At 44.1% G+C, this 26,143-nt stretch carries 22 protein-coding genes and 1 CRISPR repeat array; of the genes, 2 read left to right on the top strand and 20 right to left on the bottom strand.

Translation table 11 applies throughout. The annotated features are described in order from the left end of the window. Window positions 1–172: 172 nt before the first annotated feature. The 17 genes from cas2 to NLX74_RS03835 form a co-directional block, all read right to left on the bottom strand. Complete coding sequence (gene cas2 / locus NLX74_RS03915; protein WP_254327973.1) at window positions 173–463, bottom strand: CRISPR-associated endonuclease Cas2; 291 nt, start codon at window positions 461–463, stop codon at window positions 173–175. Window positions 464–473: 10 nt separating this feature from the next. After that, complete coding sequence (gene cas1c / locus NLX74_RS03910; protein ID WP_254327972.1) at window positions 474–1,505, bottom strand: type I-C CRISPR-associated endonuclease Cas1c; 1,032 nt, start codon at window positions 1,503–1,505, stop codon at window positions 474–476. Beyond that, window positions 1,502–2,161, bottom strand: a complete 660-nt coding sequence (gene cas4 / locus NLX74_RS03905) for a CRISPR-associated protein Cas4 (protein ID WP_254327971.1) — start codon at window positions 2,159–2,161, stop codon at window positions 1,502–1,504. Before cas4 ends, cas1c begins: the two co-directional genes overlap by 4 nt. Then, window positions 2,148–3,023 (bottom strand): type I-C CRISPR-associated protein Cas7/Csd2, encoded by an 876-nt coding sequence (cas7c, locus tag NLX74_RS03900; RefSeq protein WP_023988274.1) that lies wholly within the window; start codon window positions 3,021–3,023, stop codon window positions 2,148–2,150. Before cas7c ends, cas4 begins: the two co-directional genes overlap by 14 nt. Window positions 3,024–3,072: 49 nt before the next feature. Further along, window positions 3,073–5,013 (bottom strand): type I-C CRISPR-associated protein Cas8c/Csd1, encoded by a 1,941-nt coding sequence (cas8c, locus tag NLX74_RS03895; RefSeq protein WP_254327970.1) that lies wholly within the window; start codon window positions 5,011–5,013, stop codon window positions 3,073–3,075. Continuing rightward, window positions 5,010–5,729, bottom strand: a complete 720-nt coding sequence (cas5c, locus tag NLX74_RS03890; RefSeq protein ID WP_254327969.1) for a type I-C CRISPR-associated protein Cas5c — start codon at window positions 5,727–5,729, stop codon at window positions 5,010–5,012. The genes cas8c and cas5c overlap by 4 nt, the downstream gene beginning before the upstream one ends. Window positions 5,730–5,842: 113 nt before the next feature. Continuing rightward, window positions 5,843–8,326, bottom strand: coding sequence for a CRISPR-associated helicase Cas3' (gene cas3, locus NLX74_RS03885; protein WP_254327968.1), 2,484 nt, complete (start codon window positions 8,324–8,326; stop codon window positions 5,843–5,845). A 119-nt stretch (window positions 8,327–8,445) separates the two neighbouring features. Beyond that, window positions 8,446–8,643, bottom strand: coding sequence for a hypothetical protein (locus NLX74_RS03880; protein ID WP_254327967.1), 198 nt, complete (start codon window positions 8,641–8,643; stop codon window positions 8,446–8,448). Between the two features lie 733 nt (window positions 8,644–9,376). Beyond that, window positions 9,377–10,480: a CRISPR direct-repeat array (repeat unit 32 nt; unit sequence ATTTCAATCCACGCACTCACATAGAGTGCGAC). Window positions 10,481–10,725: 245 nt separating this feature from the next. After that, window positions 10,726–11,535 (bottom strand): SDR family oxidoreductase, encoded by an 810-nt coding sequence (locus NLX74_RS03875; RefSeq protein WP_061829403.1) that lies wholly within the window; start codon window positions 11,533–11,535, stop codon window positions 10,726–10,728. A 263-nt stretch (window positions 11,536–11,798) separates the two neighbouring features. After that, window positions 11,799–12,635 (bottom strand): hypothetical protein, encoded by an 837-nt coding sequence (locus tag NLX74_RS03870; protein ID WP_254327966.1) that lies wholly within the window; start codon window positions 12,633–12,635, stop codon window positions 11,799–11,801. A 12-nt stretch (window positions 12,636–12,647) separates the two neighbouring features. Beyond that, complete coding sequence (locus tag NLX74_RS03865; protein WP_013309992.1) at window positions 12,648–13,400, bottom strand: vWA domain-containing protein; 753 nt, start codon at window positions 13,398–13,400, stop codon at window positions 12,648–12,650. Between the two features lie 84 nt (window positions 13,401–13,484). Beyond that, window positions 13,485–15,530, bottom strand: a complete 2,046-nt coding sequence (locus NLX74_RS03860) for a serine/threonine-protein kinase (protein WP_235308161.1) — start codon at window positions 15,528–15,530, stop codon at window positions 13,485–13,487. Between the two features lie 201 nt (window positions 15,531–15,731). After that, on the bottom strand, window positions 15,732–16,007 hold the full coding sequence (locus NLX74_RS03855) for a WXG100 family type VII secretion target (RefSeq protein WP_013309990.1): 276 nt from the start codon (window positions 16,005–16,007) through the stop codon (window positions 15,732–15,734). 249 nt (window positions 16,008–16,256) lie between these two features. Continuing rightward, a complete protein-coding gene (locus NLX74_RS03850; RefSeq protein ID WP_061829458.1) occupies window positions 16,257–16,793 on the bottom strand; it encodes a WXG100 family type VII secretion target in 537 nt (178 codons plus the stop codon). Between the two features lie 5 nt (window positions 16,794–16,798). Beyond that, window positions 16,799–17,641: a hypothetical protein gene (locus tag NLX74_RS03845; RefSeq protein ID WP_254327965.1), complete on the bottom strand. Its 843-nt coding sequence runs from the start codon at window positions 17,639–17,641 to the stop codon at window positions 16,799–16,801. A 16-nt stretch (window positions 17,642–17,657) separates the two neighbouring features. Beyond that, entirely contained in the window at window positions 17,658–21,653 is a 3,996-nt protein-coding gene (gene essC, locus NLX74_RS03840; RefSeq protein ID WP_235308159.1) for a type VII secretion protein EssC, read from the bottom strand. A gap of 67 nt (window positions 21,654–21,720) precedes the next feature. Beyond that, complete coding sequence (locus NLX74_RS03835; protein WP_023988263.1) at window positions 21,721–22,041, bottom strand: hypothetical protein; 321 nt, start codon at window positions 22,039–22,041, stop codon at window positions 21,721–21,723. Between the two features lie 389 nt (window positions 22,042–22,430). Between NLX74_RS03835 and NLX74_RS03830 the strand changes: the two genes are divergently transcribed. Further along, window positions 22,431–22,670 (top strand): hypothetical protein, encoded by a 240-nt coding sequence (locus NLX74_RS03830; protein ID WP_013370782.1) that lies wholly within the window; start codon window positions 22,431–22,433, stop codon window positions 22,668–22,670. A gap of 128 nt (window positions 22,671–22,798) precedes the next feature. Here NLX74_RS03830 and NLX74_RS03825 read toward each other — a convergent pair whose 3' ends face one another. Continuing rightward, window positions 22,799–22,948 (bottom strand): hypothetical protein, encoded by a 150-nt coding sequence (locus NLX74_RS03825; RefSeq protein ID WP_023988262.1) that lies wholly within the window; start codon window positions 22,946–22,948, stop codon window positions 22,799–22,801. A 216-nt stretch (window positions 22,949–23,164) separates the two neighbouring features. On the opposite strand from NLX74_RS03825, the gene NLX74_RS03820 reads away from it, so the two are divergent. After that, the gene (locus NLX74_RS03820) at window positions 23,165–24,184 is read left to right on the top strand and encodes a flagellar motor protein MotB (protein WP_254327964.1); all 1,020 of its coding nucleotides are present in this window, start codon (window positions 23,165–23,167) and stop codon (window positions 24,182–24,184) included. Between the two features lie 117 nt (window positions 24,185–24,301). Here NLX74_RS03820 and NLX74_RS03815 read toward each other — a convergent pair whose 3' ends face one another. Both NLX74_RS03815 and rsgA read right to left on the bottom strand, forming a co-directional pair. After that, window positions 24,302–24,640, bottom strand: a complete 339-nt coding sequence (locus NLX74_RS03815) for a L,D-transpeptidase (RefSeq protein ID WP_023988260.1) — start codon at window positions 24,638–24,640, stop codon at window positions 24,302–24,304. An 82-nt stretch (window positions 24,641–24,722) separates the two neighbouring features. Then, on the bottom strand, window positions 24,723–25,820 hold the full coding sequence (gene rsgA, locus NLX74_RS03810; protein WP_250268126.1) for a ribosome small subunit-dependent GTPase A: 1,098 nt from the start codon (window positions 25,818–25,820) through the stop codon (window positions 24,723–24,725). Window positions 25,821–26,143 lie beyond the last annotated feature (323 nt).

The raw sequence follows: 26,143 nt of genomic DNA, 5'->3' as shown, positions 1-26,143 counted from the left end.
GCAGTAATTCATACCCTAATGATATCAATTCCACACATTGTCGCAAAAAACGATGCCAAAAAGGCTTTAATCAACCATTGACTTTTACTGATGGTAACTGATTTAATTGATTTTCGACAAATTTCGAGGTGCGAAGGATCCGGGGTTTTTATGTGAGCTTCACATTCGCACCTTACAAAATCAGTGGGCTTTCCATATCATAAGCTTCCTTTGCCCCTATATGCTCTACTTTCTTTTTGTAGTTATCTCCTAAGTTGTAGAAGCGCAAGCTGTCTTCTTTTGGGTCTATTAATTCTTCGAGTTCATACTTTAAGCGCCGGAACTGGGTCGAGTCCAAAATACATTCAAACACAGAATTTTGCACCCTTTGTCCGTGATCTACGCACTTTTTCGCAACCTTTGCCAGTCTTTTTTTACCTTCTCTGTCTACTGTGCTTACATCATACGTGATCAAAATGAGCAAGTGTTCACACCTACTTCCACAAAAATGGAGGGTACTCGTCCAAATCTCCCCGAATATATCTAGCCAAGAGCAAAGCCTGTGAATAGGGCACCAGTCCCCAAGACATTTTCTCATTCAAATAAGGATGAATCATTTTTTCCTGTTTTCGTTCTTGCCATGCCTTCAATACGATTTTCCTCGTATCATCGTCCATCATCACAGCCCCGTTTTCTTTTTTGTAAAATCCTTTCCCATGAATCAATTTTTTGTTAATCAATGTAAGGACAAAACGGTCGGCATATACTCCTCGAAGCTCTTCCATCACATCCAGTGCCAAGGAGGCTCGCCCTGGACGATCTCGATGCAGAAAACCTACATAAGCATCCAGACCGACAGCTTCCAGTGCAGATTTCATATCGTTGGATAACAATGTATAGGCAAAAGATAATAGGGCATTCACATTATCTAGCGGTGGGCGCTTATGGCGCCCATGGAAGTAAAAATCATCTTTTTGCTGCAAGATCAGATCATCCCACACGGAATTGTACTGAACTGCCGCCGTCCCCTCCAAACCGCGTAATATGTCCAGTTCCTCCACTTCTCGGACTTGCTTCATGATCTTTGTCAAAGAAGCGGTCACCTTCTTCATGCGTTCCGTATCAATACGAAGTGGATAATCCCTCGTTGCCCGTTCCAAAATCCATTTATGGTTATATATTTTGCCTATAATCATATTTCTGGCTATAAGAGCACTTCTTCTATCATCATCGGAAATCCGGTACTGTTCTTTTCTCAGTACCACATTTCCCCGGCTTTCCCCGGTAACTCTCGCCAAGAAGCGTCCGCTCCGTGTCATAAAGGTTAGGTCTATATTGCGTGTTGCACAAGCTCCCATGAGGCCTGGACTGGCCCCTGAATAGCCAAAAGTGCAAACCGCCTCCAAATTGTGCAAAGGATACCGTGCAAGAATGGACTCTTCTTGTTTGATCACGATATTTTCCCCATCTAGTGACAAGTACGTATCTGGCATGGTCACAAATAATGTATTTAGTAATTTTTTCATTCAGCTATCCTGCTTTCAATAAAGCTTGAAACTGATTTTTTATTCAGTATTTCGGGAACACATATGTTATGTAGTGAGCAGCTCAGGCAGTGTGGTCCCGCTTTGGCTTTAGGTGTATGATTTCGCTCAAAATAATGCCGCATTTCCTGCAAGCTTGTACGCACACGCTCTCGGTCAGCCGCCGTGATGATGACCTCTACACGGTGTTTGATCTCATCGTAATAAAAGTAGCCTCTTGAAATCTCACACACGAGCATTTCTTCAAGACACATCACTTGTGCGACCAATTGTGCATGATCCGAGTCATTTCGTTTCGGTTTGCCACGCTTGTATTCAACAGGAAAAGGAAGGTAGGTACCTTCCTCCCCTGCAAGCGGAACACCAAGGGGATCACATATGAACTCTACCACGTCACAGATTCCTGTAATTCCAAGCTCTCTGGAATGTACAGGTAACGCGCGTACGATGAGCTTATCCCCTCTTTTTTCACGAATCATGGGCTGATCGGCTTTCCTGTGCAAATGATTGCCCTCAATCGTCCGCACGTTTTCTTCCCATTGCTGCTCAATGTGAATAAGCGCCCACTGTCTTCTACAAAAATTAAAATGCTGTAAACCGGATAGCAGCAAATAATCTTCTTCGTTATAGCCCTGCATACTCTTGGACCTCTAAGCCTTCGAGCGGTGTTAATATACATTCATAATGTGTATCAAACGATTTGTCGATTACACTTACATTTTCTTTCGGTTTCACTTCCAAAGATCGGTGTACTTTAGCAGATGAGTATTTTCCGAGTTTGGAATTGTGCTCCCACCAATAGACTTTATGAACCTCCATACTACCGTCAGGACGAGCGGATGAGACATCATTCTCAAATAACGAAATCAGCGCATCCTTGATCTTTCCAGCATCTTCGTTGGTAAACCCTGTTTTTTCAGCTAGTTGTGTATTGATGCTTCCTTTGAAAAGGTACACGCCGAAATCCACCCGATGCTTCATCCCCATCGTATCGGAACCTCTTTCTTTCCCTGGTTCGGAGTTTACACTTTTTGTAATTTGCATACTTGTAATATCAATAGGATCTATACTGGTTGCCGTATGTATAGATACAGGCCCTCTTACCCCAACGGACACTCCTGCTCCCTTACTCGCCGCCTTGAACGCAAATACTTGACCGAAGCTACGAACATCTATCCATTCCTGACAGGCAATTTTAGCAAATTCATCACTTGAGCCTTCCTTGCCCTTGAAGAATTTTTCCAATTCAGGATTGGCATCTGCACGTTCTCTTAAACTATTAAAAGCATCCGATTTACGATCATTCGATTGAACAAAAATAGACTCTCCCATGTCTTGCAGACGATTTCTCAATTTCCGTTTCAGAGCCACATCTGAAATCTCACCATAACCATCATAATTTTGCCGCGGACGATTACCATTCAGGGGATCGCCATTGGGATTTGCTCTAGTAACCGACAATACAACTGCGAAATCAATTTTGTGATCCAACACGGACATATGATTACTCTCCTTTAATGTACCCACATATTTTTAAAGTTACTTAGGATTATTGCTGTTCATTCATGTCTAAGGTGTTGTTCTCTTTGTTGTCGTTATTACCCTCAAGATCTTTTTTAAGATTATTATGGTAGATTTCATAGCGTTGGCTACTGAGTCCTAACAAGTATTTCCCGGTCAATGGTTTATTGTTGAATTCGTTGAAGGGGATTTTGTGAAGCACTTCATCAATCATATTGGAATAATAGCTTAAGCGTTTACCAAGTCTGGCCTGATGTGGCTGCAAGGCATTCTGAATGGTCCTCCAGGTTCTTTCTGGATGTTGTGAGAATGCATTCATATATCGGATTGCATTCGTAGATCGCTTCTCATCCTTGTCTAATGCGCTTCGTTCCATCACATCTGCTATCGCCAACAATCTGCCAAATAAATAACTACGATCCATATTATCTTTATCTAATGCCACATTGTATCCCTCCCGTTGGTTAACCAAAGCACATGTCACGCTCAGTGTTTTCTCCCATTCCCACTTGTCCATGGATACCGGGCTAGAGGCGCGGTTAATAGCACTCCTCACAATATCCTGAGGAATGTTTTGACCATCTACTATACAGGGGAGCATTCGTTCCATCAAACCCTTAACGAGTTTATCATTAGCCTTTGAACCGTATGCTGCGAAAGCAATATCTTTCGTTGCTGGAGCACCCCAAAATTGTAAATATTCACCTTGCTCATCCTTCTGATAGCGATGAAGCCATACACAGGTGGAATGCCAGTGAATAAGCTTTTCAAAATACAATTTTTTATCCAAATTCCGATAATAGATCACAGCCATCCGTCCTGTTGTTGCTGAGTCAAGTACAAGAATATTGACTTTTGCTTTGGAACTAGATTTGACAGCTAGTGTATTGGCATAACCCGTTAACGCTTTGGCTAATTCAAAAGCATACTCTTCGTTTGTATGACTTTTTATTTCTTTAGCCTTGGATGGCAAGCCCATTGCAAAGATATTATCATTTTCGGTAAAATTCAGAATACTCGGTTCATCATTTCCCCACACTAGAAAAACACGTTGCTCCATGACTTTACCTTGACGGTTAATGAGCCATTTTAAGGCATTATGAGCCTTTTGGGATACTTCATAACTGATACTTGCAGCTTCATGACTGTGGGCAAATCGTCCTCTGAACGTGAATCCACTCGTATCATTGGCGGAAATCAACTTCGCCTTATCCCCGGAATTTCTGATTTTATTGGCATGCTTGTCTGTGCTAGGGAGCTGCTTTCCAGTAACATAGCAAATGTCTTCTTCTCCCAGCAACTGGCTATAGTAACCAACAAATGAATCATACATTTCTTTATCTTCCCAAACTTTAGTTAAAACTTTATCTGGAGAGTACACATTAAAACGAATGAATACGCTCTCTTGTTCACCAGGAACCGCTGTAAATATAGGTGGTTTTTCCCCATGTATAGGTTCGTACTTCTTGTCCCATGTACTTATTAATTTCTGATCCGCATCAAGATATAAAATTGACTCGTCTACTAAGTCTTTAATCAGGCGGCGCTTGCTTAAGTAACGATATATGCTTTTCACCTTTGAAGTGGCATAATCTGAAGTAGCCCAGCCTTCTAACTGCTGAATATAAGCAGAAAATGGTTCTTCTTTTTTTATTTTTCCACCATATGCTACAAAATCTCCGGCAACATAGCTTAATTTATCATGCAGCGGATAAGGTGATATGACAGAGCCAGCTCTACTGGCGGATTTTTCAGAAGAAGGAATCAATGTACTAAACTCATTTTTATCCAATATCCTGGCTGAATGAAAATCGCCTTGTTCTGTAACTTCGACTTCGATCTGCGCATTTTGGGTCGTGTGGGAAATAGGCAACAATGTATATTCACGATCATTATGTTTCTTCTCAATCACACCAACACGGTCAAGATTAGATTCATACGTTTCATATAAATTTAGCAACCAGCTCATTTAATTCCCCACCCTTCCCATTGCGCAAGCAACTCATCAGCGGATTGAACGTTATTTTCATCAAACCGTTTAGGTTGCATATTCGCTATTGTGCGAACTTGTGTGCATTCCTCCGGTCGAATAAAATCAATGACTCCGTCCTTCATTACTGGATTCCACAAACGGACTTCCATTTGATCCCTGCCTGTCTCATCTGGATAGTTAATTCCATGTACCATATTGCCTAAATGAATGTCACCATAATTATCGTAGAAACCTGCTTCTATACCAAATTCACAAGGCTCTACATAAGCTTGACATTCTCGTGTACCTAGAAAAATATCTCTACGTCCACCAGCAAGTAATGATCGCTTGAGAATGTTATGATGCTTATTCTCATTACGGTCATATTCCATCTCGGGACGATGCGGATTAAATACAAAATGAGCCTGAACCTCATAACAGGGATCTTTCAAGTAAGTATAATTAGCAAGGGTATTACCACCGCCATATTCGATGGGGCGAACGCCTTTGGATTCCATCCGAATAGCATGAAGAACACGAACTTTGTCTACTACCATCATAATCGTAGGCTTCCAATAAATACTTTCGACAATACCTTTTAACGCCTGATATGTTGGAACACTATAAGTTAATTTCTCACCACCAAGTTTGGTTAGTGGATCTGTGAACAGTGCATAATCTCCATAAACTTTAAATTCGATCGCATTTCTCAACTAGCATTTACCTCCTTTCTATGACTATTTTTTCTAAACACAGTACCAGAATATTACTTTTGGCAGGGTCAGTCAATGTAGAATATAAGTCCCTAGTCCCAATCAAAGAGTTTTTAAAGGATAAATCCACTAAGCAGACTGTCATTTTCAAGGTTAAGGCCATAACAGTCATCGTAAGCTCCATCGGTTAGTGCATATATTTTTCCATCCAAAAAAGAAACTAACCCCTTATTTTGATCTAATCGGTCTTTCTCATAGTTAAATATATTAATAGTGAATTGTTGTGCCCTGCGTAACAAATCGGTAAGGTCTGCTATGCTTTGCTGTCCATTTAGGTCCGCGATGATCTCCTTTCCTTCTTTTTCTCCATCCCCATAAGGAACAATTACCGCGGTAGTATGATCCTCAATGACTTGAAAATGGTCCGCTGCCGTCCTATAGCTATTCGCTAAGAATAATGGAAGAATCGTCTCATTTTCTTTGCAATAAGATTGAAAATAAGTATTTTCTATACGATTGGCATATAATAGTTCAGTCATGTTTTTTCTCAATTTAGGAATAAAATAATTTAAGTCGGTCTTTAACTCGGAATAATATTTTTGAAAATATATTTCCATGGACTGAGCTGATAATACGTTTCCGCCTAAGCAAGTTTTGTTACGTTTTAAGTCAATGAACATTTTTCTGGAAATCTCTTTACCTATTCTGATTTCTTTTAATCGCTTGAGATCTTCTTCTTCATGATCAATGACATATACTTGCTTCATTCTATCTTCTCCGTGGCGATTACATCTGCCCGCCGCCTGAGCAATGGAATCCAAGCCAGCCAAGGACCGAATGACACACTTAAAACTGATATCCACTCCCGCTTCAATTAATTGTGTACTGATGCAAACGACAGGCTCTTTATGTTGCAGGTGATTTTTAACTTCCTCCAATATGGAATTGCGATGAGCTGGACACATGGATGTACTTAAATGGTAGATCGGGACTGTATCGCTTCCTTCTTTTAATCTGTGATATAGGTTTTTCACCACCGTTTTTGTATTTAAAATAACGAGCACGCTTTGTTTATCAGCAAGTCTTTCCTCAACAAAGTCGGCAAGTTTCTCCGTATTAAATTTCATATCCGTTGCTTTATCCACAATTTCAACCCGCTTAAACGCTTCTATAACATGGTTCAGGTCATGCACCATTTCTGCATCTGGCTCGATTTCTAGCTTGTTATGTACAAAATCCAATTCGGGTTGTGTAGCCGTGCAGAGAACAATACCTGAATGAGCATATGTTTTCAAAAAATTCACTGCTTGATTAAATAATGAAATACAGTGAGTAGGGACTTTTTGTACTTCATCAAAAATAATGACAGACTCGCTTAAATTGTGAAGTCTACGAATATTACTACTGCCACCAGCATAAAAAACATTTAAAAATTGCACCATTGTGGTGAAAATGATCGGCGAATCCCAATTGTCCTTAGCCAGCTTTAATTTTTGACGCGTACTCACAACTACATCTTCAAGCTCATTACTCTCTCCCTCTTCTACCTCGTCTATGACCACATTAGAGTGATGTTCCAGAATATTCGCATCATCCACTATTATTTCGCGAACTTCTCGGGCATTTTGTTCAATAATGGTCGTAAATGGAACGACATAAATAATATGTTTCTTCTTAAATGTTACAGCATGTTTTAAGGCATAACGAAAGCTGGCGAGCGTCTTTCCACCGCCTGTGGGGATCGAGAGCGTATGTATTCCAGAGGGCCTTTCTGCAAACTGTTCGCATTGTTCGGACATTTCTTTCCTAAGTAGATTAATAGGTGTATTGGCATCCTTGGCTGCTTGTAGGGATTTGATGTGCATCATTAATTTTTCGTAATACTCATGAAATAACTTTTGGTGATTCATTGCTTCAACTGCGATCTTATCGCCTGTGTTCTTATTTTCTTCAAAGCAGCGAGTATTGGTTCGATCTGCATCTATCAAAGCGCTAAACACAAACTTGGATAAATACATCAATTTGAGTTCAAAATCCGCCTCATCATTTCGGTTCATATATTGATCCAACTCAGCCTTTGCTTGATTCACATAATTAAAAAATGTAGATTTCTCCATGACCTGCTTATAGAAAAGCGCTACTGCATCTTTAAACCCCTCTATCTCTAGGTCACGCACCCGATACAAAAATCTTGATTCCAGCTGTGGGTTTAAAAAATCCTGCAAATAAGAATGGTGTGAAATAATAGCGTTTGCTACAACTTCGGTCAATATATATTTGATAAATAAATCCTGCTTATCGAATGTGCCTTGAGGTTGAATGTGAAAAAGATTAAATAATAACTTTCCACCCGCACTAGAATGATCTACACTTCCTCGTTTCGGTGGATTGTCAGGATTTTGTACCGCCAAACGTATGTAATTCTGAAACTTTTCTGTATATTTTCCCAAATCATGCAGCATGCCAGCGAGTCCTGTGATATGTCGAATACCTATTTTGTCTCCATAGGTTTCTGCTAATTGTCGGGTTTCCAATAGATGTTCGGCAACCGTTTGAATCTCTTGGTCGCTTTCCCGTATGTGGGCGATATATTGCATTTTTTAATCTCCTTTAATTTTCTTCGTGAATAACCTTCTCCAAGTAATGACTAACCACATCGGAAGCCAAAAAAGCATAAATAAAATATAGATCGCAGCAATAACACCTTTGTGACCTATTAAATGATAAAGATCATGTAGAGATTGATAAAGACCCTCTCTAGCTGTTGACAGTTCCTATCGTTTTCCTCTTGGTTCTCTTGCTGCATTTCCTGTGCACGTTCAGTTAATTCCTTAGATACAAACCAATAGCCCACGATAAGGCCTATACCTAGATAGATATAAAAATATAGACCAGGAATGAATAATAAATTCATCTATTTTCCTCCTTTTAAGCAAATACTTAATCTGTATAATCGTACCTTAAGGTATAGCGACAGCATCTACAACCCCCTCTTGGACATTTACCGTTGTTAAGTGAATTCATAGATAATGCTAATATAATTGTCCTAGCGTTGTAATTTCTCTTCCTTTCCTCTCTTATCTACTTAATTCAAGGATTTCGTTTCACACCCATAGCTCTATATTCATTTTATGACTTATAGATGGTTATTGTGAAGAGACTTGTATTCCGCTTAAAATACTAGATTCTCTTCTACTTACTAATCATATTAGATCTATTCTCGTTATGTAAACAAATATTATTTATAGTCATGTGGAAATAGTATTTTTATAGAGAACCAAACTAATAATCTTAAAGTTCATAAAACAAATTATATATTGGCTCCAATCATGTAAAGTCTGCTGAGAGTTGTTATGCAAGGTTACGAACACTATAGATACTTCAATCCACATACTCGTATAGAGTGCAACTAAATATTTACGCATGAAAACGCTAATTACTGACGTAGTTTCAATCCACGCACTCACATAGAGTGCGACCAGAGCGTAAAGGACATAGCAACTACGCCAAGACCTATTTCAATCCACACACTCATATAGAGTGCGACGGATTTAAAATTCTTCTCACTTAGCCCCAGTTCAATTTCAATCCAGCACTCATATAGAGTGCGACTGTACCGGGTTCATCCACATTAAACGACATGAGATTATTTCAATCCACGCACTCATATAGAGTGCGACTAACAAAACCAACACAAATAACTAGCCGGGGGTGGTATTTCAATCCACGCACTCATATAGAGTGCGACATGAGACGTTTTGAGCCCTCTTCCGTTTACTCAGACATTTCAATCCACGCACTCATATAGAGTGCGACTTTACAGCCAGTGGCGCTTGTTCAATTTTTGTTGATTTCAATCCACGCACTCATATAGAGTGCGACGGTAACAGTATCCGCATTATACAACATAGGGAAGAAATTTCAATCCACGCACTCACATAGAGTGCGACCACGTAAAAAGCTCCCCTCTAACCCTTAGCGATTCTATTTCAATCCACGCACTCACATAGAGTGCGACAATGGACGCTGAAGATATCGAGTTCGACAAGTTATTTCAATCCACGCACTCACATAGAGTGCGACCAAGTCAAAATCAAAGACATTTACGATAAAGCTAATTTCAATCCACGCACTCACATAGAGTGCGACTTTTTCAGAGCAATACCTCCCAGGAGATTCAGTATTTCAATCCACGCACTCACATAGAGTGCGACTATCCGCTTGCCATATGCTAGGCCCTCCATAAATAATTTCAATCCACGCACTCACATAGAGTGCGACAACAAACCAATTTTATGTAAGTCCTGGGATGATGCATTTCAATCCACGCACTCACATAGAGTGCGACCTGGCAACGAGGAACACAGGCAGAGGCGATGAACGATTTCAATCCACGCACTCACATAGAGTGCGACTTGAGGTGGAGCTTAGTACAAATGGTTCCACGTGATTTCAATCCACGCACTCACATAGAGTGCGACTCGGAACAGCTACGTGGGGGCTTGCACGTTGGGAATTTCAATCCACGCACTCACATAGAGTGCGACTCACCATTTTGTTAGTGTCGTATATCTCATGCCCTATAATTTCAATCCACGCACTCACATAGAGTGCGACTGTAATACCAAGCTTATTAGTATGAGCATAAATAATTTCAATCCACGCACTCACATAGAGTGCGACGCCGTTTACGCCGCGTAACTCCTCGTCAGCGTTGATATTTCAATCCACGCACTCACATAGAGTGCGACTGCGAAAATGAAGGAATTAATATCCAGATGGTATCAATTCCATGCATTTTCGAAAAAAACGATGCCAAAAAAGTTTGAATTGACTATTGACTTCTAACGAAGAAAGCTAATTCAAAACCATTTCGACAAATTTCGAGGTGCGAAGGATCCAGGTTTTTTATGTGAGCTTCACATTCGCACCGTAACTAAGACAATACACTCAGGATACCACAAAACATTTCTCTGTCCCAGAGAATGCTCTATTTCTAAAACAATAACGACTCTGCCCCATCAATGACAATTTGTGCGCCAGTAATGTGTCGCGAATGATCAGAGGCCAAAAATGTCACCAAATCAGCTACCTGCTCGGGTTGACCCGGTCCATCAGCCAACGGTTGTCCTCCTTCGGGAAACTTGACGGGGATGGTAATTTGCTTTAACCCTTCCGATTTCTCCGTGGTTTCATCAATATTCGTCGAGATGGCACCCGGATAGATGACATTCACACGAATACGGAACTTAGCCAGCTCCAGCGCAGCCATTTTAGCAAAACCGGTTTGACCCGCCTTCGATGTGCTATAGGCTGACATCCCAAAGCTGGTAAAGCGCTGATTTCCATTAATGGAGCTGGTAATAATAATGCTGCCGCCACCGTTCTTTTTCAAATGTGGTATTGTATACTTCACCGTCAGGAAGGTACCATCCAGATTCGTGGACAATGTTTGCCGCCAATCCTCAATGCTCAGATCCTCAATCGGTCCGACGACCCCGTTAATCCCCGCATTGGCAAAAATGATATGCAGCCCGCCAAATAATTCAACCGCTTCCAGAACTGCTTTTTCCACACGCACCGGATCGGCAATGTCCACGTCAAAAGCCCGCGCTGATCCTTCACGTATAGCATTAATTTCTCTTTCTGTCTCCGAAATGCGCTCATTACTTACGTCAAAAAGAGCGACATTCGCTCCTTCTCTAGCCATCTGAATGGCCGTTGCCTTGCCAATCCCAGAACCAGCTCCCGTGATTAGAGCAGTTTTGCCTTCAAAGCGCGCGCCTCCTGCATATGTGTAGCTCATATGTATCGCTCCCTTTCAGTAATCTGTATAATCACAAGATTACCCAAAAGGATATACTTTATAATCACTATTTTTGCGCATTTTTTGCTATTCCTTTGCGATATTTAAGAAAAGAGCGAATATTACGCGTATTATCGCCTCTTTCCTTATCTTCATTGTTACATTCTACAAATATCTTAAAGAATCGTTATGTTCTAAGTATTCATCAAAAAAGGACGTATACATCCATATCCATGGTTGTATAACGTCCTTTTCTTATTTATTTACCACTGCAACTCAATAAATGCAGCATCATCATCAAGTCCCCCGGTATGGGATGCATCCAGCAATACCTGTATCTGCTCATCAGGGACAGGCTCGCGAATGGGGTCTAAATCGGATAAACCGTCCGTATATACCTGTAATCTCATCGGCATATCCGCGGGTATGCTTCTTTCATACCAATGAGGCTTCCCTCCAATCGGCCCACGACTTGTAGACCAGCGCTCCGCTGTAGAGAAAGTATGATCGAACAGCTCGCTAATTTCTTCGGCACCGTTCCATAGTCGCAACCGTGAGTCTCCTTGCCAGGCAAGTCGGAGACGGCCACGACTACCACGCTTCGGCAGTTCGATTTTACCGCAAATATACATGGACTGGCTTCCCTGACGACGTTTATCTTCCAATACCGAACGCATTAAGCCTGATTCGTGATCCAAAGGCTGCCGACCCAGTTCCTCTGCCGCTGTACCTGCCAAACGTTCAAGGTACACTTTCAATTGATCAGCAGACAGATCTTGTCCCCGTTCCATCCAATCCAGTAAAGAAGAACCCAGATAGCGGGCTGCAAAATCTCCTCGGTAACTGAGTCCGACACCATCACACAAGACAAAACAACAGACGGATTTATGAATACGTACTGCGGCGAAATCCTGTCCGCTTTCCCCCATACTGGCAGATTCGGCAGACCTTCCATAGCCATAACGACACATAAAACGACTGTGATGAGATGATAAAGGCTGATCGCCTGTCTGAGAGCTTATGTAAGCAAATTGCTGAGTCAGCCTTGCATTCATTCCCTTTTTTTTGCTCGCCGGGAGCAGGGACAGCAGTGGATTCATGCTTTTACCTCCTTACCGTACAGGCGTTGCGGCCGACATTTGGAATCCAATGGACACCAGTTCCGCACAGGTTCCGGGCAGCATCATAATGGCTCCTTCACCTAACTGATAATCTGCCTCAAACAGCATTTCTCGATAGCTTTCAGGCAGTACAGAAGACATATCACGCAATTTCACAGCATGTTCATCCTGCAACGGCGTATTATGCGTCAGACCTTTCCAGCGACGGGGGTCCTGAATAGGCGTTTCCAGCAACCTGTCGGATAAAAATATATTTTCCACCAGTACATTACCGTCCGGTACACTCATGCTCATAATACGCTTCGCAATCGGTTCTGGATCATCGCCTGTAGAAACCCCATCTGTCATATGACAGACCAAAGGTGCAGGACAGTCCTGCATCCCTGGTAATTCTGCCTGCAAAATACGTTCAGCTTGCAAGAAGGCTTTTGCTGAATCCGAGAATCGTTTGGGTGTCAAATCGGGCAACGAACCAATAGCTGCGATTTCATCAATTCCCTTGACACCATTCAGCAGGTCATACACGTCGTCACTATAAGCCAAAATCGCAATCCGATAACGCGCTGTCAGCCGATTTCCTTTGGTTGACCGAAAAACCATCTGCCGGATCGCCAACGATATAGCTTCATATACAACGTCAATACGCCGCCGCCCCTCCATCAGCATGTTCATCGACGCGCTGATGTCAATCAGGTAAATGATTAGGGCGGGAGTACGTTGTGAAGCCTGTATTGTATAATTCATAGTTTGTACATCCTCCCCTCAGTTACCTTCTATCTCCATCTGTTTTGTATCTATCATTCCACCCATATATAAACATATGAAATATTAAATTTTAGGCAGTCTAAAATTTGTATCTCCTAAAAAGTTATAAATCGAGGACGCCCGATATCCCACTTCACCTACCGAACGATAATAAGAAGGATTACTATCATATAGTGTTCTAAAACGCTTGGCAAAGCTCTTAGCCTTCGCAGCGCTTCCACCTTCCTGAGAGGCATACGCCTTGTTGTACAGGGAAATAAGCTGAAGAACGTTCTCCTTGTTTCGTGCATGCAAGGACTCTTTTTGCTTTTGTTCCGCCTCGGCTGCTGCCTTACGAGCTGCCTCTTCCTGGGCGGCACGAGCTTCCTGCTCTTTTTTCAAAGCCAAGTATTTTTCATACTTTGCCTGTTGATCATACGCTTTTTGCTTCGCCAACTTGGCAGCCGCCTGCTTGTTTTGTTCCTTTTGGGCGAGATAAGCTTCATATTTAACCTGTTGAGCGATAAGGGCTTGCTGTTTCTTCTGCTCCTCCTGTTGCTTTTGAGCAGCAAGTGCCTGTTGTTTGGTCTGCTGTTCCGCTTCCTGTCGTTGTTTCTCCGTCAGCAATTTTTGAGCCGCTTCCTGCTCGGCTGCCAGCTTTTCCTCGGCCGCCTTTGCAGCCTTCGCTGCCTCTTCCTGCTTGGCTGCCTCGATTTGCCGCTGATTGGACTGATCTGCAAGAATATTCACGGCTGGGATTCCAGCTGCCAATAGAACGACTGCGGCCGCAGTTGTCACGATAAATGCTTTGGATCGATACCAGGCTTTTGATTTTTCAGGTTGCTCTGGCGTCTTGGGATTCAACTGCTCCTCTAGCCCTGTGATCGCAGCCGACACCTCCACATGCAGAGGACTACCGTCTTCTACAAAATGATACAACGACCGGTATACTTCTAGCGCTGCAGCAGGTTTGTTTTGCTGCTCCAAATCACGTGCCTGTCGGAACAGCTTGTCCGTTACCCCACGCTCTCCCTGCTCCAGGGCAGCCTGATTTAGCAATGCAGCCTGTTCAGCTTTGAGCGGTGCAGGGGCTGACAAAGAGGGTGCAACTTCACTGGCAAGGCCGCCCACCGCTGCCGATTCTATTGTTTCTGTCGCAGCAGGCTCCGGTTCTATAGCCTCAACTGGAATTTCCTGCTCAGTAACCGCATTAAGTACAACCAGCCATTCGCCAAAAGTAGGGCAACTGCTTAAATCCTGACTATCCCAGGCACGGCTGAACAATTCTACCACTTTGCTGCCCCACCGGGATTCAAGTGATTTTCGTAAAATAAAATAACGTTCACAAGGCGTCTGCATTTCATGCTGATCAAAATAACTTTCGCCCCACGCTTTGTCCACTACTACACGGTCAGACCAGCCTAGCATTTCTCCTATAATAATTGCCCCTGCAAAACGGTCTGCATACGCACTCCATAACCCGCTGTGGACGGTACGATGGGCGGCATACCCTGGCGAACCTGCCAATAGAGCATCTGGACGATCCATTTTAGTGCTATACATTTGTTCCACGTCCACCAATTCCACAGCTGACGTGCCTTGAGGCAGTTCCACTTCAGAAAAAAACGGAAGCATTACATTCGGCGCCGATAAATCACAATGCGCCAATCCTTTTTGCTCCATAGCTGAACCGATCCCTGCCAATGCTCTGGCTAAAGCCAGACTATCGGAAGCCTCAAGCTGACGCTGATCTGTGAGACAATCGAACCATGTCATACCGTGAACCCATGGCATCAGCACCGCATACAGCAAATCAGGCTGCTCGGCGATCAGACTTCCGTTTCTTTCTGGAGTGAGCACATCACGCTTGCATACCTGCAAACCGGGAATATCCCCGTATGCTTCCATATGCTCCGATTGATAAACCATAGCCGGGATGCGGAACTTCGGAAAAAACACCTTAAGGGCTTTGGCCTCATGCGGCGCTCCGTTTTTGGCATTTAGCTGGTATACAATTCCCTGTCGCCCTGCTTGAGCATAGGCTAAACCGGGTGCAGCGGGATGTCGCCCAACCACATAAGCTGTGCCGTTTATGATCAATTCGTCTCCCGGATTCGGTTGAAAAGACATGAAACATCCCTCTCCTTACATCATTCAGTATGCTAGTATTCCTCACCTTATTATATACATCTATGGATGGCAAGAAAACCGGGTATCCGAAGATCGCCCGGTTTTTCCTGAACATCCTGTGCCAAACCATGAGGAATGGCTCACATATTGCTTCTTTATAGAGTGGTGTATGATAAGTTGATCCCTATCAGGCAAGGCAACTTATTTCGTTTGGTCAACCGTACGGAATTTGTTAGCGATAGCTGTCAATTCTTGGCTGATGCTATTCAAAGTCGTTACGAAAGCTTGCATTTGTTTGCTAGCTTCCTGAAACTCTTGGAAGAAGCGTTGCTTAGTCATACCTTCCCATTGACCTTCCATACCTGAGATGGACTGTGTCAAACTGGAAACGATCTGCTGGCTTTGCTCACCACTTTGTTTAAATTGGTTAGCCACCTGATCAACCTGTTCTGGGGTAATTAAAATGCGTCCTGCCATTTTTTGCGTCCTCCTTGATGATAAATAATGTTTTTGTTTATCTGGTTCAAATTGTACTATGGCTATTTAATTCCCTACAAAAGGCAAAGGACCTAATTGTTATAATCCCACTTTTTAACTATAAAACAGCACCTAACAGTATAATATTAACAAAACAACCACCTAATAAGTCCCATAAAGCCGGGAATTGCGAAACGAATTCAAGTAAATTTTGCAATCGATCCAGATTGTCCCGGAACGCGTTCCCAACTAAGCGACAGGCTGGTCTCTTGCTGTAGACGGATCAGTAAAATACCAATCCTGCGGACTGCTAGAAGACGCCTGCATCAGAATATCCTGGTGCAACGTTTCTATATCCGAAGACTGTACACCAGCAATGGCATGTACGACAGACTGCGGGTTCGAAATCAGACTGCCTCCTTCCGAAGCTTGCCCAGGCAGAATAGACGGTGATTGCTGATTCGACCAATCGAGCATCGTGACGGGTCGTCCCAATGGTTGGCTGGCAAATGACAGAATCGTTTGATAGTTGTGGTCAACAGACTGAAACTGCTCTGCCTTTCGGTTCAGTTGTGTACCTGATGTATGGAGGTAAGCATGGATCTGTTCTGACATCCGCTTGGCCTGCATCCAATGATTCAAGATCGCCTCGCGTGCAGATACATCCCAATCCAGCGATTGTAATGCCTGCTCCAAACCTGCTGTTAACTGTTGAATTTGCTCCGCCGCATGCTGTAGCTGCCCGCTAAGCCCCCGAAGCACATCCGGTTCAACTCGAATGCGCATATCCATCACCCTTCTTCTGTCACTTCTTCATTCACTGCCGACTGTTTCAACCAATTTAATAATAAATCCACAAACTGATCTCTTGAAGCCATAGCTGCAATCAGCCAGTCTCCGTTACCACTAGAGCTCATCCGAAATATCCAGTTCATTGCGGGACACAGGACAAAGGCTGCCCGTTGTGATTCCCACTCCCTACCGTTCCAGACCAGCAATTGCAATTCTCCCTCGGCTACACGGGAACTCAAAGACTGAGCCAGGCTTGCAGACCCCTCTGCATCTCCGCTAGCCTCGGTCAGTTTACTGCTGATCAGAGATACACTTTCTCCTGCCGACTGCTCGTAAATTTTATTAAATGCCTGCTTGGAGAACATAAGTGCGGGGGATTCAGGCACAAGTCGATCTACCCAACCCATTTTATCAATCAATGTTTCGCAAGCCTTTTCCACATTACCCAGATCGTACAGTCGATACTCATCGGGTTCATCAGCGGATTTCGCGAGTTCCACTACACGTTCGTTCGTGCAATGGAGATAGCCTTCAAACTGCTTGCCTCCCCGCACATAGCGTATACGGCAAGCCCTGTTGGATAATCCCGCAATAGCGACTCTTGAAAAAACGGTAGGAGGCATTGCTAGCTCTTTGCCCTTATCTGCCCGCTTTAGATAACCCTTTTCCAAAAGAGTAGCTTTTACCTGCTCCCACTCTTCCGCCAACTCCTCTGCTAGATAGCCCTTAAACGGATCTTCCACCCCAAGCAGTCTGTCAGAACCCAATACGCCTGCTAGAAAAAACAGTTCCTTCGCCTTGAGGGTTATTAACTTCTGCTTGGAAGCTTGAAACGTTAACATTATGAGCCACCTCCCTTCAAACTACAACATGCCATCGGTCACGAATTTTCGTTATCCAATCCTCACAGCTCACTTGCTCTGAGAAGGGAATTGCCGCTTTTATCCTGGTAAATTTGCGCCGTACGTAGTATCCCTGCCCAGGTGGCAGGACTTTTAGGCCACCAGCAGCGGCGTTCGCCTCCGAATAAGGGATACGAAAGAACGATAGATCATTCGAATCTAGTGTTCCAAATAGCATACCGCTTTGGCTTGCCTTGACATCATTAAACCAGTCCACCCCAAAGGTAGGAAAATCAGATGGCACACCCGATAGCACGACATGCACATTGCGATCACGTCCCAACCGTACAATGGCGGAGAGCTGATCCTTTATCATAAAATCGTTCAGTTGCTTACTTAACATATCCGCATCATCAATGACCAGGAGCAATTCGGGATCATTCCCTTCCTTGTTCCGCTGTTGAACGATATCATACACTTTCTGTACCAGAGGCCCCATTTCTTCTTCGCTTTCGGCAGCAGCCTTAACATGAGGAAGATGCCGTAATCTAGATAGTCCTCCGCCTCCATAGCGTGTATCAATCGTATAGACTTCCAATTGATTAGGTGATGTGTAATAAGCGAGCGATATAATCCAACTCATTAGAAAAGAGGTTTTTCCACCCTCCATTGGACTACCCACGATAAAATTGGGCCCTTCTTTTAGATTCAGGAGAAAAGGCTCAAGATCGTCACTCTGTAGACCTACAGGTACCTCATAAGGAAGTGCGCCCGAGGGTCCAATTGTCCGATCCCACTGCTGAAGCAGTTCCGACAGTGGAATCCGCTCAGGTAATGGAAGAATGGCTGGTGCGTGCTTGCCTTTCCATTCCTGCGCAATGCCAGCGATATTGCGACGTAACCGTGCTGATCGTTCCGCCTCATCTTCACCTGGTGAAGGCAAAGCCGTTTGGAACTCCAGCGGAGGAACATGTCCTTTAACCAGGGCGCGGCCTGGAATTAACGGTCCTGGCGTTTTGGCTGGTCGTCCTACCGCATAATAATAGTCACTCGGGTCGGACATTTCAAAAGAAACAGCATTCGGTATGTTACTGCGGAATTTCTCAAACACATCGGTAATCCGGTTCGCCGTAATGATAAACGTGATACCTAGACTACCTCCTTCTCGCAAAAGAGATTCCAGCAGTTCATTTTCATCTGGATAAGCATTACGGAAATTAAGATATCCATCAATGACTATGACAATTTGCGGAATGTCCTCGACAGCAGAACGTCGATAAGAGCTTATTGTTTTGACACCAGCCTCGGAAAGCATTTCCTTGCGTACGGCCACCATCTTGAACAGATAACGGAACAATCGCTTGATCCGGTCATCTTCCTCAGCCATCATAACAGCTCCGATTTGGGGAAGTTCCCCAAAGTCGCGCATCGTTCGACCCATGTCAATGATATAACCATTCCAATGATTCGCAGTAAAACGCTGAGCCGTGGACATCAGCAACGTATGCAAAAAGGTCGTTTTACCCATGCCAGGCATACCGTACACAGCCCAATGACCATGATCCAGCGATGCATAAATCGGCTCCTGCCGCTGATTGGGCAAATCATCGACCAGACCCATAAGAGCCTTCAGCTCCAAAGATGATGATGTACTATCTATTTCGGTGCATGCAGGCAGATTTGTTAAATCCAGCAATTCAGGCAGCGGTGGAAGCCACGGTCCCTGAAGTCGTTCGATCCCTGCTTTAGCAGCCTCATTCGCAATATAATCAATAAATACTTGAAGTTGTTTAGGAGCTTCTTCACCTTTTAAGCCTGAGCTTGCCCGTTCTCCGCCCGTCAGTAGCGCTTCACGTTTACCGTTCAGTCTCACTTCATGGACAGGTAGTGCAGAAGAAATATCGCTGTTGCCTATATACGGCGCACCGCTCCAAGCAAACTGCATCTCTTCAAACACCTCGTCGCTACCCACTTGAAAATATCCTCGTCCCGGCTTCGTAATCCACGCAGCATTCGGTATTTTCAACATGTCACGGCTATCACCTTCGCTTTGCACCCGTAAGCAGATGCGGAACCTGGAGTTACTCCAGATCTTATCATCCACGACACCTGCGGGCTTTTGCGTCGCCAAAATCAGATGGACACCTAATGTCCGCCCAATCGCGGCAATACTGATTAGCTCGTCCATGAACTCTGGCTGATCCCGCTTTAATTGTGCAAATTCATCAATAATAATAACCAGATGAGGCAGCGGTTGTTCCTGCCGCTGCCGGAGTAGTCTGTAATATTCATCAATATGCTGTAAATTGCCTGCATCGTTCAATATCTTCTGTCGACGAACCAGTTCTGCTTTAAGAGATATTTTGGCACGTTCAATCAAATTATTGTCCAAGTTCGTAATTGTACCCACCACATGCGGCAAGTTTACGAACGTGTTGGACATGCCTCCACCCTTGTAATCGATCAGCATAAAAGCCAGATCATGCGGATGAAACTCGGCAGCAAGCGAGGCTACGATGGATTGGATAACCTCACTCTTCCCTGAACCCGTTGTACCGGCGATCAAGCCATGGGGACCATGTCCTTGACGCTCTATCTTATCATGCAGGTTTATCATAATCTTCTTGCCGCCTGCTCGCACGCCCATCGGTACGGGTAAGGTATCAGGATGGCGGTTACGTCGCCACCGATCTGCCACGTCCAGTTCTTCTACACTCGCTACGCTCATCATATCAAACAGAGGCAGCACAGCGGGAATATCAGAAGCAGAGGAACGCTTCAAGCGAATAGGAGCCATGTATCGCGCCAATGCATCGGCTTCCTCTTTTGATAAACGATCCGGTTTAAAACTTTGCTGTTCAACCTCCGCCGATTCTGATTTGCGGGCATATACGCCCTGCTCTTTGGAAGCCTCCACAATCAGCTGACACTGCATCGGCAAAGCTTCTTTACGAGAAGCCAGCACAATCGTGCACGCATCAATGGCTCGGCCGTCCTCCAGTAACAACGGCAGCAGTGGTTCTTCCTCAATCAGCTGGGTGTCAGATAAAACAACGACATAACACGGGACTTCCATCCCTCTGCCCTGACGATCATTGCGATTATTTTTACGGCGGTTCAGTCTGGCAAACAGAAAATCAGCTAGTTGATGTGCACTGCTACTGCGGTCTGACATCATTCTCTGGATTCGGTCATCATCCCACACATGTGGGAGCCAGCGCATCCAAGTCCATTCACTTTCCTCTCGCTCGTCATAGAAGGAAGCAATTTTCACTTCATCTGGCGAGTGACGAACCGTCACTTGTGCCAAGATGACTCTTAACGCAGCAAGGGTATGTTCCCGTTCGCCGACCAATCCAACCACTTTAGATTGAAATAGCGGTAATGCAATGGAAGCGGCGTCTACCAGACGAAATTCTTCTTCCAGTTCATCCGCAGCTCCCAACAAAGGATCTCGATCATAACCGTCTGGGCGTGGAATTTGTAATTTAATATGGAAGGGAACTTGTCCAGTCCCAATACGCACCTGCAAAAAGTCCTCATCCTCAGGTGATCGTTCCCAGAGTGAACTGTTGCGGTTTTTGACAATTTGAGTACATATTTGCGGGTCACCGTGAATTTCATATAGTGTGCGAATTTGCTCCTCGCGTTTCATTTCAAGTTCTTCACGATGCTTTTGGAGCTGTTCCCGGTACATGCGGTCCCGTTCCTCAAGCTTACGCTTGTATTCCTTCTTATTATTTAGATAGACGAAAAAAGGAATCGTATAAGATGTAAGCATCATGACCACAGTAACCATCTGGAACATCAAATAGTTACTGTTGCCCATCTTACCTGTTTTGCTCATATATACGTAAAAGCCTATAGTCACCAACGTCATCATTAACGGAATAAGTATAGATATAATAGAAAAAGACGGCTTGCTCGGCTCAGCCGGAGGCCGTAAAATCTCCAGCTTCTCCTCTCGGAGCGCCGGCCTTAATCTCGGGGATCGCTGGTATAATGCATTCAAGACAAAAGTCCCCCTTTTCGCTTTCTATTTCATTTTACCAAGGTTTCATATAATTTCATGTGTGTATTTACCCATTTTTTTCACTTTGAAACAGAGAACGCCTTCCATACACAGGCGCTTCGTCCTGAGTTGTCGAAAAAGCGCGCTGAATACGCACAGTACAGCCTTCCCGCAAGCCTGATCCTGTGAGTAGCTGGTTATCCCCCACCCTGAACCAAAGCCCTTCCGGGAACTTTGCTTCCATAATATATTGCATGCCTTCCGCTGGAGGCTCGCCGAAAATGCGCACACCCAGCATCAACTTTAAATGTTCCACCGAGTATTCATCAGCTACCTCGATGTCAAACCACTCTGTTTCCTGTCGTCCTGAAAGCACGGTCAGGATCATCTGTCATCCCTCCCGATCCTTAATATATAGCAAAGTTCACGCAAAAAGCCTATTTCTACGGAAATATGGCTATCGTAACTGTAGCATCCGACTATTAGACTGTCAATTTGTTACAAAATACCCACTCCAAAAATAAAACAGCGACTTTAGTCATATTTTCTCAAGTTAGTAGAGCCATTAGCATCAATAATATGTATTTAATCGTTTTTAATATGGGGATATACGTCATTTTGTCGATTAGTTAGAACTAAATTCGATTGTTACCTAGATTGTTGTGAACACTTTGTAAATTTTTCAGACCTTTATGTTTTTATAAGGTGTTTTTAAGGTAATTTTAAGAAACGGGCACTACAATGAAGCCATGAAATAACTCAGGCGAGGTGATTTTTGTGAGAACATTAATTACATTTCAAAACAAACGTATTCCCGTATACTTCAATCAAGAAAATAAGCAACCGGTACAAAAAACATTAAAACTTCTAAGTAACACTTTGGAGAATAAAATCTCCAGCGGCAAGCGTGCCCTTCAAAAATGTCTTAACTCTTTGATCAGTATAGAGATTGTCGGTTGTGAAGCCATCTTGCATAGCGTAAGTGAAAATGATTCATTGGCATTGTCCCTCTATTAAGAGGGACTTTTTTTTGTCCACATTAGACACAAAAAAGAGAGGGGCATTTCAGCACCCTCTCCATATCAGCAGCTTTGAAACATGATACATGTGACTTACCGCAGCCTATGCATTTGATTAGACTCTATTTAAAGTATTCTGCGATAACCTTTTTTACCGCCTCGTTCCTTATTCTGCGCCTTCTCAATCCGTATTCTAAACAGTTCTAGTAAATTAGCGCGTGTATGCTCTTCCCGGCAGTTGTCCAGCTTTTTTAAGATAAAACGGTCAATGGACATATGACTCAGGCTCCTTTACAGCAAGCTGCCCCTGCTTTTCAAGGGGATGATCAGGCTATCCATTTTTAACCATTCTGTCTGTTGTTTAAACAGGTACGTTACTTATAGGATAAAGCAGACGGGATTACATACCCTTTAATTAGGGTAAATACATAAAGTTTCGAAAATTTTATCACGTTAAGCCTGGAAGCTATGGACAAGGAGCGAGCAAAAACCATGAGTAAACATATGATTACCAAAATAGGCTGGAACCTTTTATGTGCATTCTTAATCCTAACGATGCTGGCTGCATGCAGCAGGGAAAAAGCATCAACCCGGAGTATGGCCCAACATGAAGCTGAAGCACGTGCCTACACCGTAACGGGTAATCCCAACCAAGGCGCATCATCCCTTGATGAACGAGCTGCCAATCATACACCTGTCCATAAGCAAGGCAGCAGCTATGTCGAAATATCAGGTGGCGTTAGCATTGATAAAAATACCGTGAAGGTTACAGGACATTCCAACCTCCCGGCCGGAGCACGGATCAAAGGGAATCTTGCGGTCAAAAACTCCCTGTTAACTGGGTACACGGATGAGACAACCGTTCAAAAGGATGGAAGTTTTGTACTCCAGGTACAACGCCCCGGAATACAGGGCAGTATGGATCTGACTGTTCTGTTCCGTCCAGATGACCAAGACAATGAAATACGAAATCTGTATGGCAGCGGTGGCAACAAATTAGAAGGTCCTTATGTATATCAATACGAAGAAAACAAACAGCTTCTGCATGAAGTTCGGATTGGGGCTGAATTTGATCCTGAACAAGAACGCAATACCCCTTTAGTTAAGCCCGTCTGGAACAAACCTAAGGACTACGGTAGCCCTCAAGTGTGGATTAAGCCTGATGTGAAGCAAGAAGGTAACTATTATCATGTATATGCGCGCAGCAATTTGCTGGAAGGGTCGGACGTCAAACTCACGATTGATTTTCCGGGACGATGGCAGTTTGGCTACGATGATCAAACCAAAGTTATGCCTGACGGCTCCTTCAGCATGAGGGTCAAAAAGCCGAGCCTTGCCAACCACTACACCATAGTCATAAGTTTCGAACCGAACGAAGATATGTGGACCAACGCCAAACAGGCGTACGGTACACAAGGGGAACGCCTTTCGGGACCCTTAGTCAAGTCCGCAGACGACAAAGAGGGCTCCAAACAGATTGAAGCCCGTATCCCTATCCAACCCAAATCGTAACTAAACGCAGCATCTAACTTAACGTTACGGCCGTTCACCATGAAATACGCTTCACAGATACAGCCTATGCGCGGTTTCCTCGTCTGAGTAGATACAGAATCTAGTGTCGTCTAGCCGCTACGGCTGTATCGTGACTGGCGTGCCTATACTTACCTTCTCCTGAAGCTCAAGCACATCCTTATTCTGCATTCGAATGCAGCCATGTGACACCATCTTGCCAATGGACCATGGCTCATTGGTACCATGAATGCCGTAATGCGGCTTGGACAGCCCCATCCAGAACGCTCCGAAAGGGCCGCCAGGATTGGGCTGTTTGTTAATAATCGTAAATTGCCCATGCGGTGTCTGTGTAGCCAGCTTGCCAATACCGACTGGATAACTAAGAACAATCTGATCTCCATCTTTCAAATATAAACGACGATCCGATAAATCCACCACAATGCTGTAGTTCGGCATATATTCACCCCTTTATACCATATGCCGACTACAACTTAGATTTTCTTATATTTTTACATTTGATGCTTCACTGCAGCTCGGCTTACCACTCCACATCACGTCGCCAGCCGCTTCGCTGATCTCTACGACCCGGAGCTGTGCTTGAACGGCTATCTTTCCTGCGTCGATCTGCTTCCTTACGCGCCTGATATTCCAGTTCCCGCTGCATTTTGCGATAATTGTTTACTCTGGATTCCGACAATTCCCCTCTCTCTATAGCTTCCTCCACTGCACATCCAGCTTCGCCCTTATGCTTGCAATCTGCAAAACGGCATTGCTGCGCCGTGTCCATAATATCTGTAAAGGTATGAGCGACTCCCATGGAATCATCCCACAGATTAAGCTCACGCATGCCGGGTGTATCCAGCAGAACAGCTTGCTTTGCGATGGGAAAAAGCTGTCGGTGAGTGGTTGTGTGCCTGCCCCGGCTGTCTTCCTCCCTCACATCCTGTGTCAGTTGAACTTCAGACCCGGAGAGCCAGTTTACTATCGTGGATTTGCCACTACCGGAAGAGCCTGTCAAAGCAACTGTACAGCCAGGTTGAAGAAACGCCTCCAGTTGCTCTCTGCCTTCGTTCTGCAAAGCAGAAATAACGATAACAGGTACACCAGGGGCAACTCCCTCCGCTTCAGCAACCCGCTGTTCGACATCTTCACAAAGATCACTTTTACTCAAAACGACAACCGGGTTTACCCCGCTGTTCCAAGCCATAATTAAATACCGTTCCAGTCTGCGCATATTAAAATCATGATTCAGCGCATTAACAAGGAAAAGCGTATCCACATTTGTCGCGATCAGCTGCTCCTTCGTCTCAAAGCCCGCGGCCTGCCTAGATATTCGACTTTTACGTGGCAAGACGGCATGAATTACTGCATCCGACACTTCATCCGACGTGGTGATTGCCAGCCAGTCCCCTACAGCCGGCATTTCCGCCGGATCTACCATAGCATGTCGTAGCTTACCTGAAGCCGCTCCCCAGCGTTCTCCATCCATTGTGATAAGCTTCACCTTTTGTCCATAATCGGCAATCAAGCGGGCAGGACGTACCTGTGTATTTCCTGCTCTTTCCTCATAGTTTTGCTTCCATTGGTCCCAAAAACCGTTCCAGTAATCAGACCAACCGTATTCATGTATACTCATTGTTTTCCTCCTGAAATCATCGTTTATTTTTGATCGTAGTGTTATTCGATAGGTGTACATTTTTTCTCCCCGCATGCAAACAACGCAAAAAATCCGCAGGGGTTTCCCTGCGGAAGGTATACGATTCAGGCCGATGTGATCCGTTCGTTCACTTAAGCAAGCGGTCTCTCACGGACCACTCCCCAGAATCAACAACTGGATAACAAGACGCCTAACCATAAAAAATCCGCAGGGAATCACTCCCTGCGGATTTCGTTGGTTCTACTGTCCAACCAACTGCTAAGCCAAGACTATAGATCTATACAGTCTTTAACCGTGCATCG

The sequence above is a fragment of the Paenibacillus sp. MZ03-122A genome (assembly GCF_024213325.1).
Taxonomy (GTDB): Bacteria; Bacillota; Bacilli; order Paenibacillales; family Paenibacillaceae; genus Paenibacillus; species Paenibacillus polymyxa_B.
This window is presented reverse-complemented; position numbering and strand designations above follow the sequence as displayed.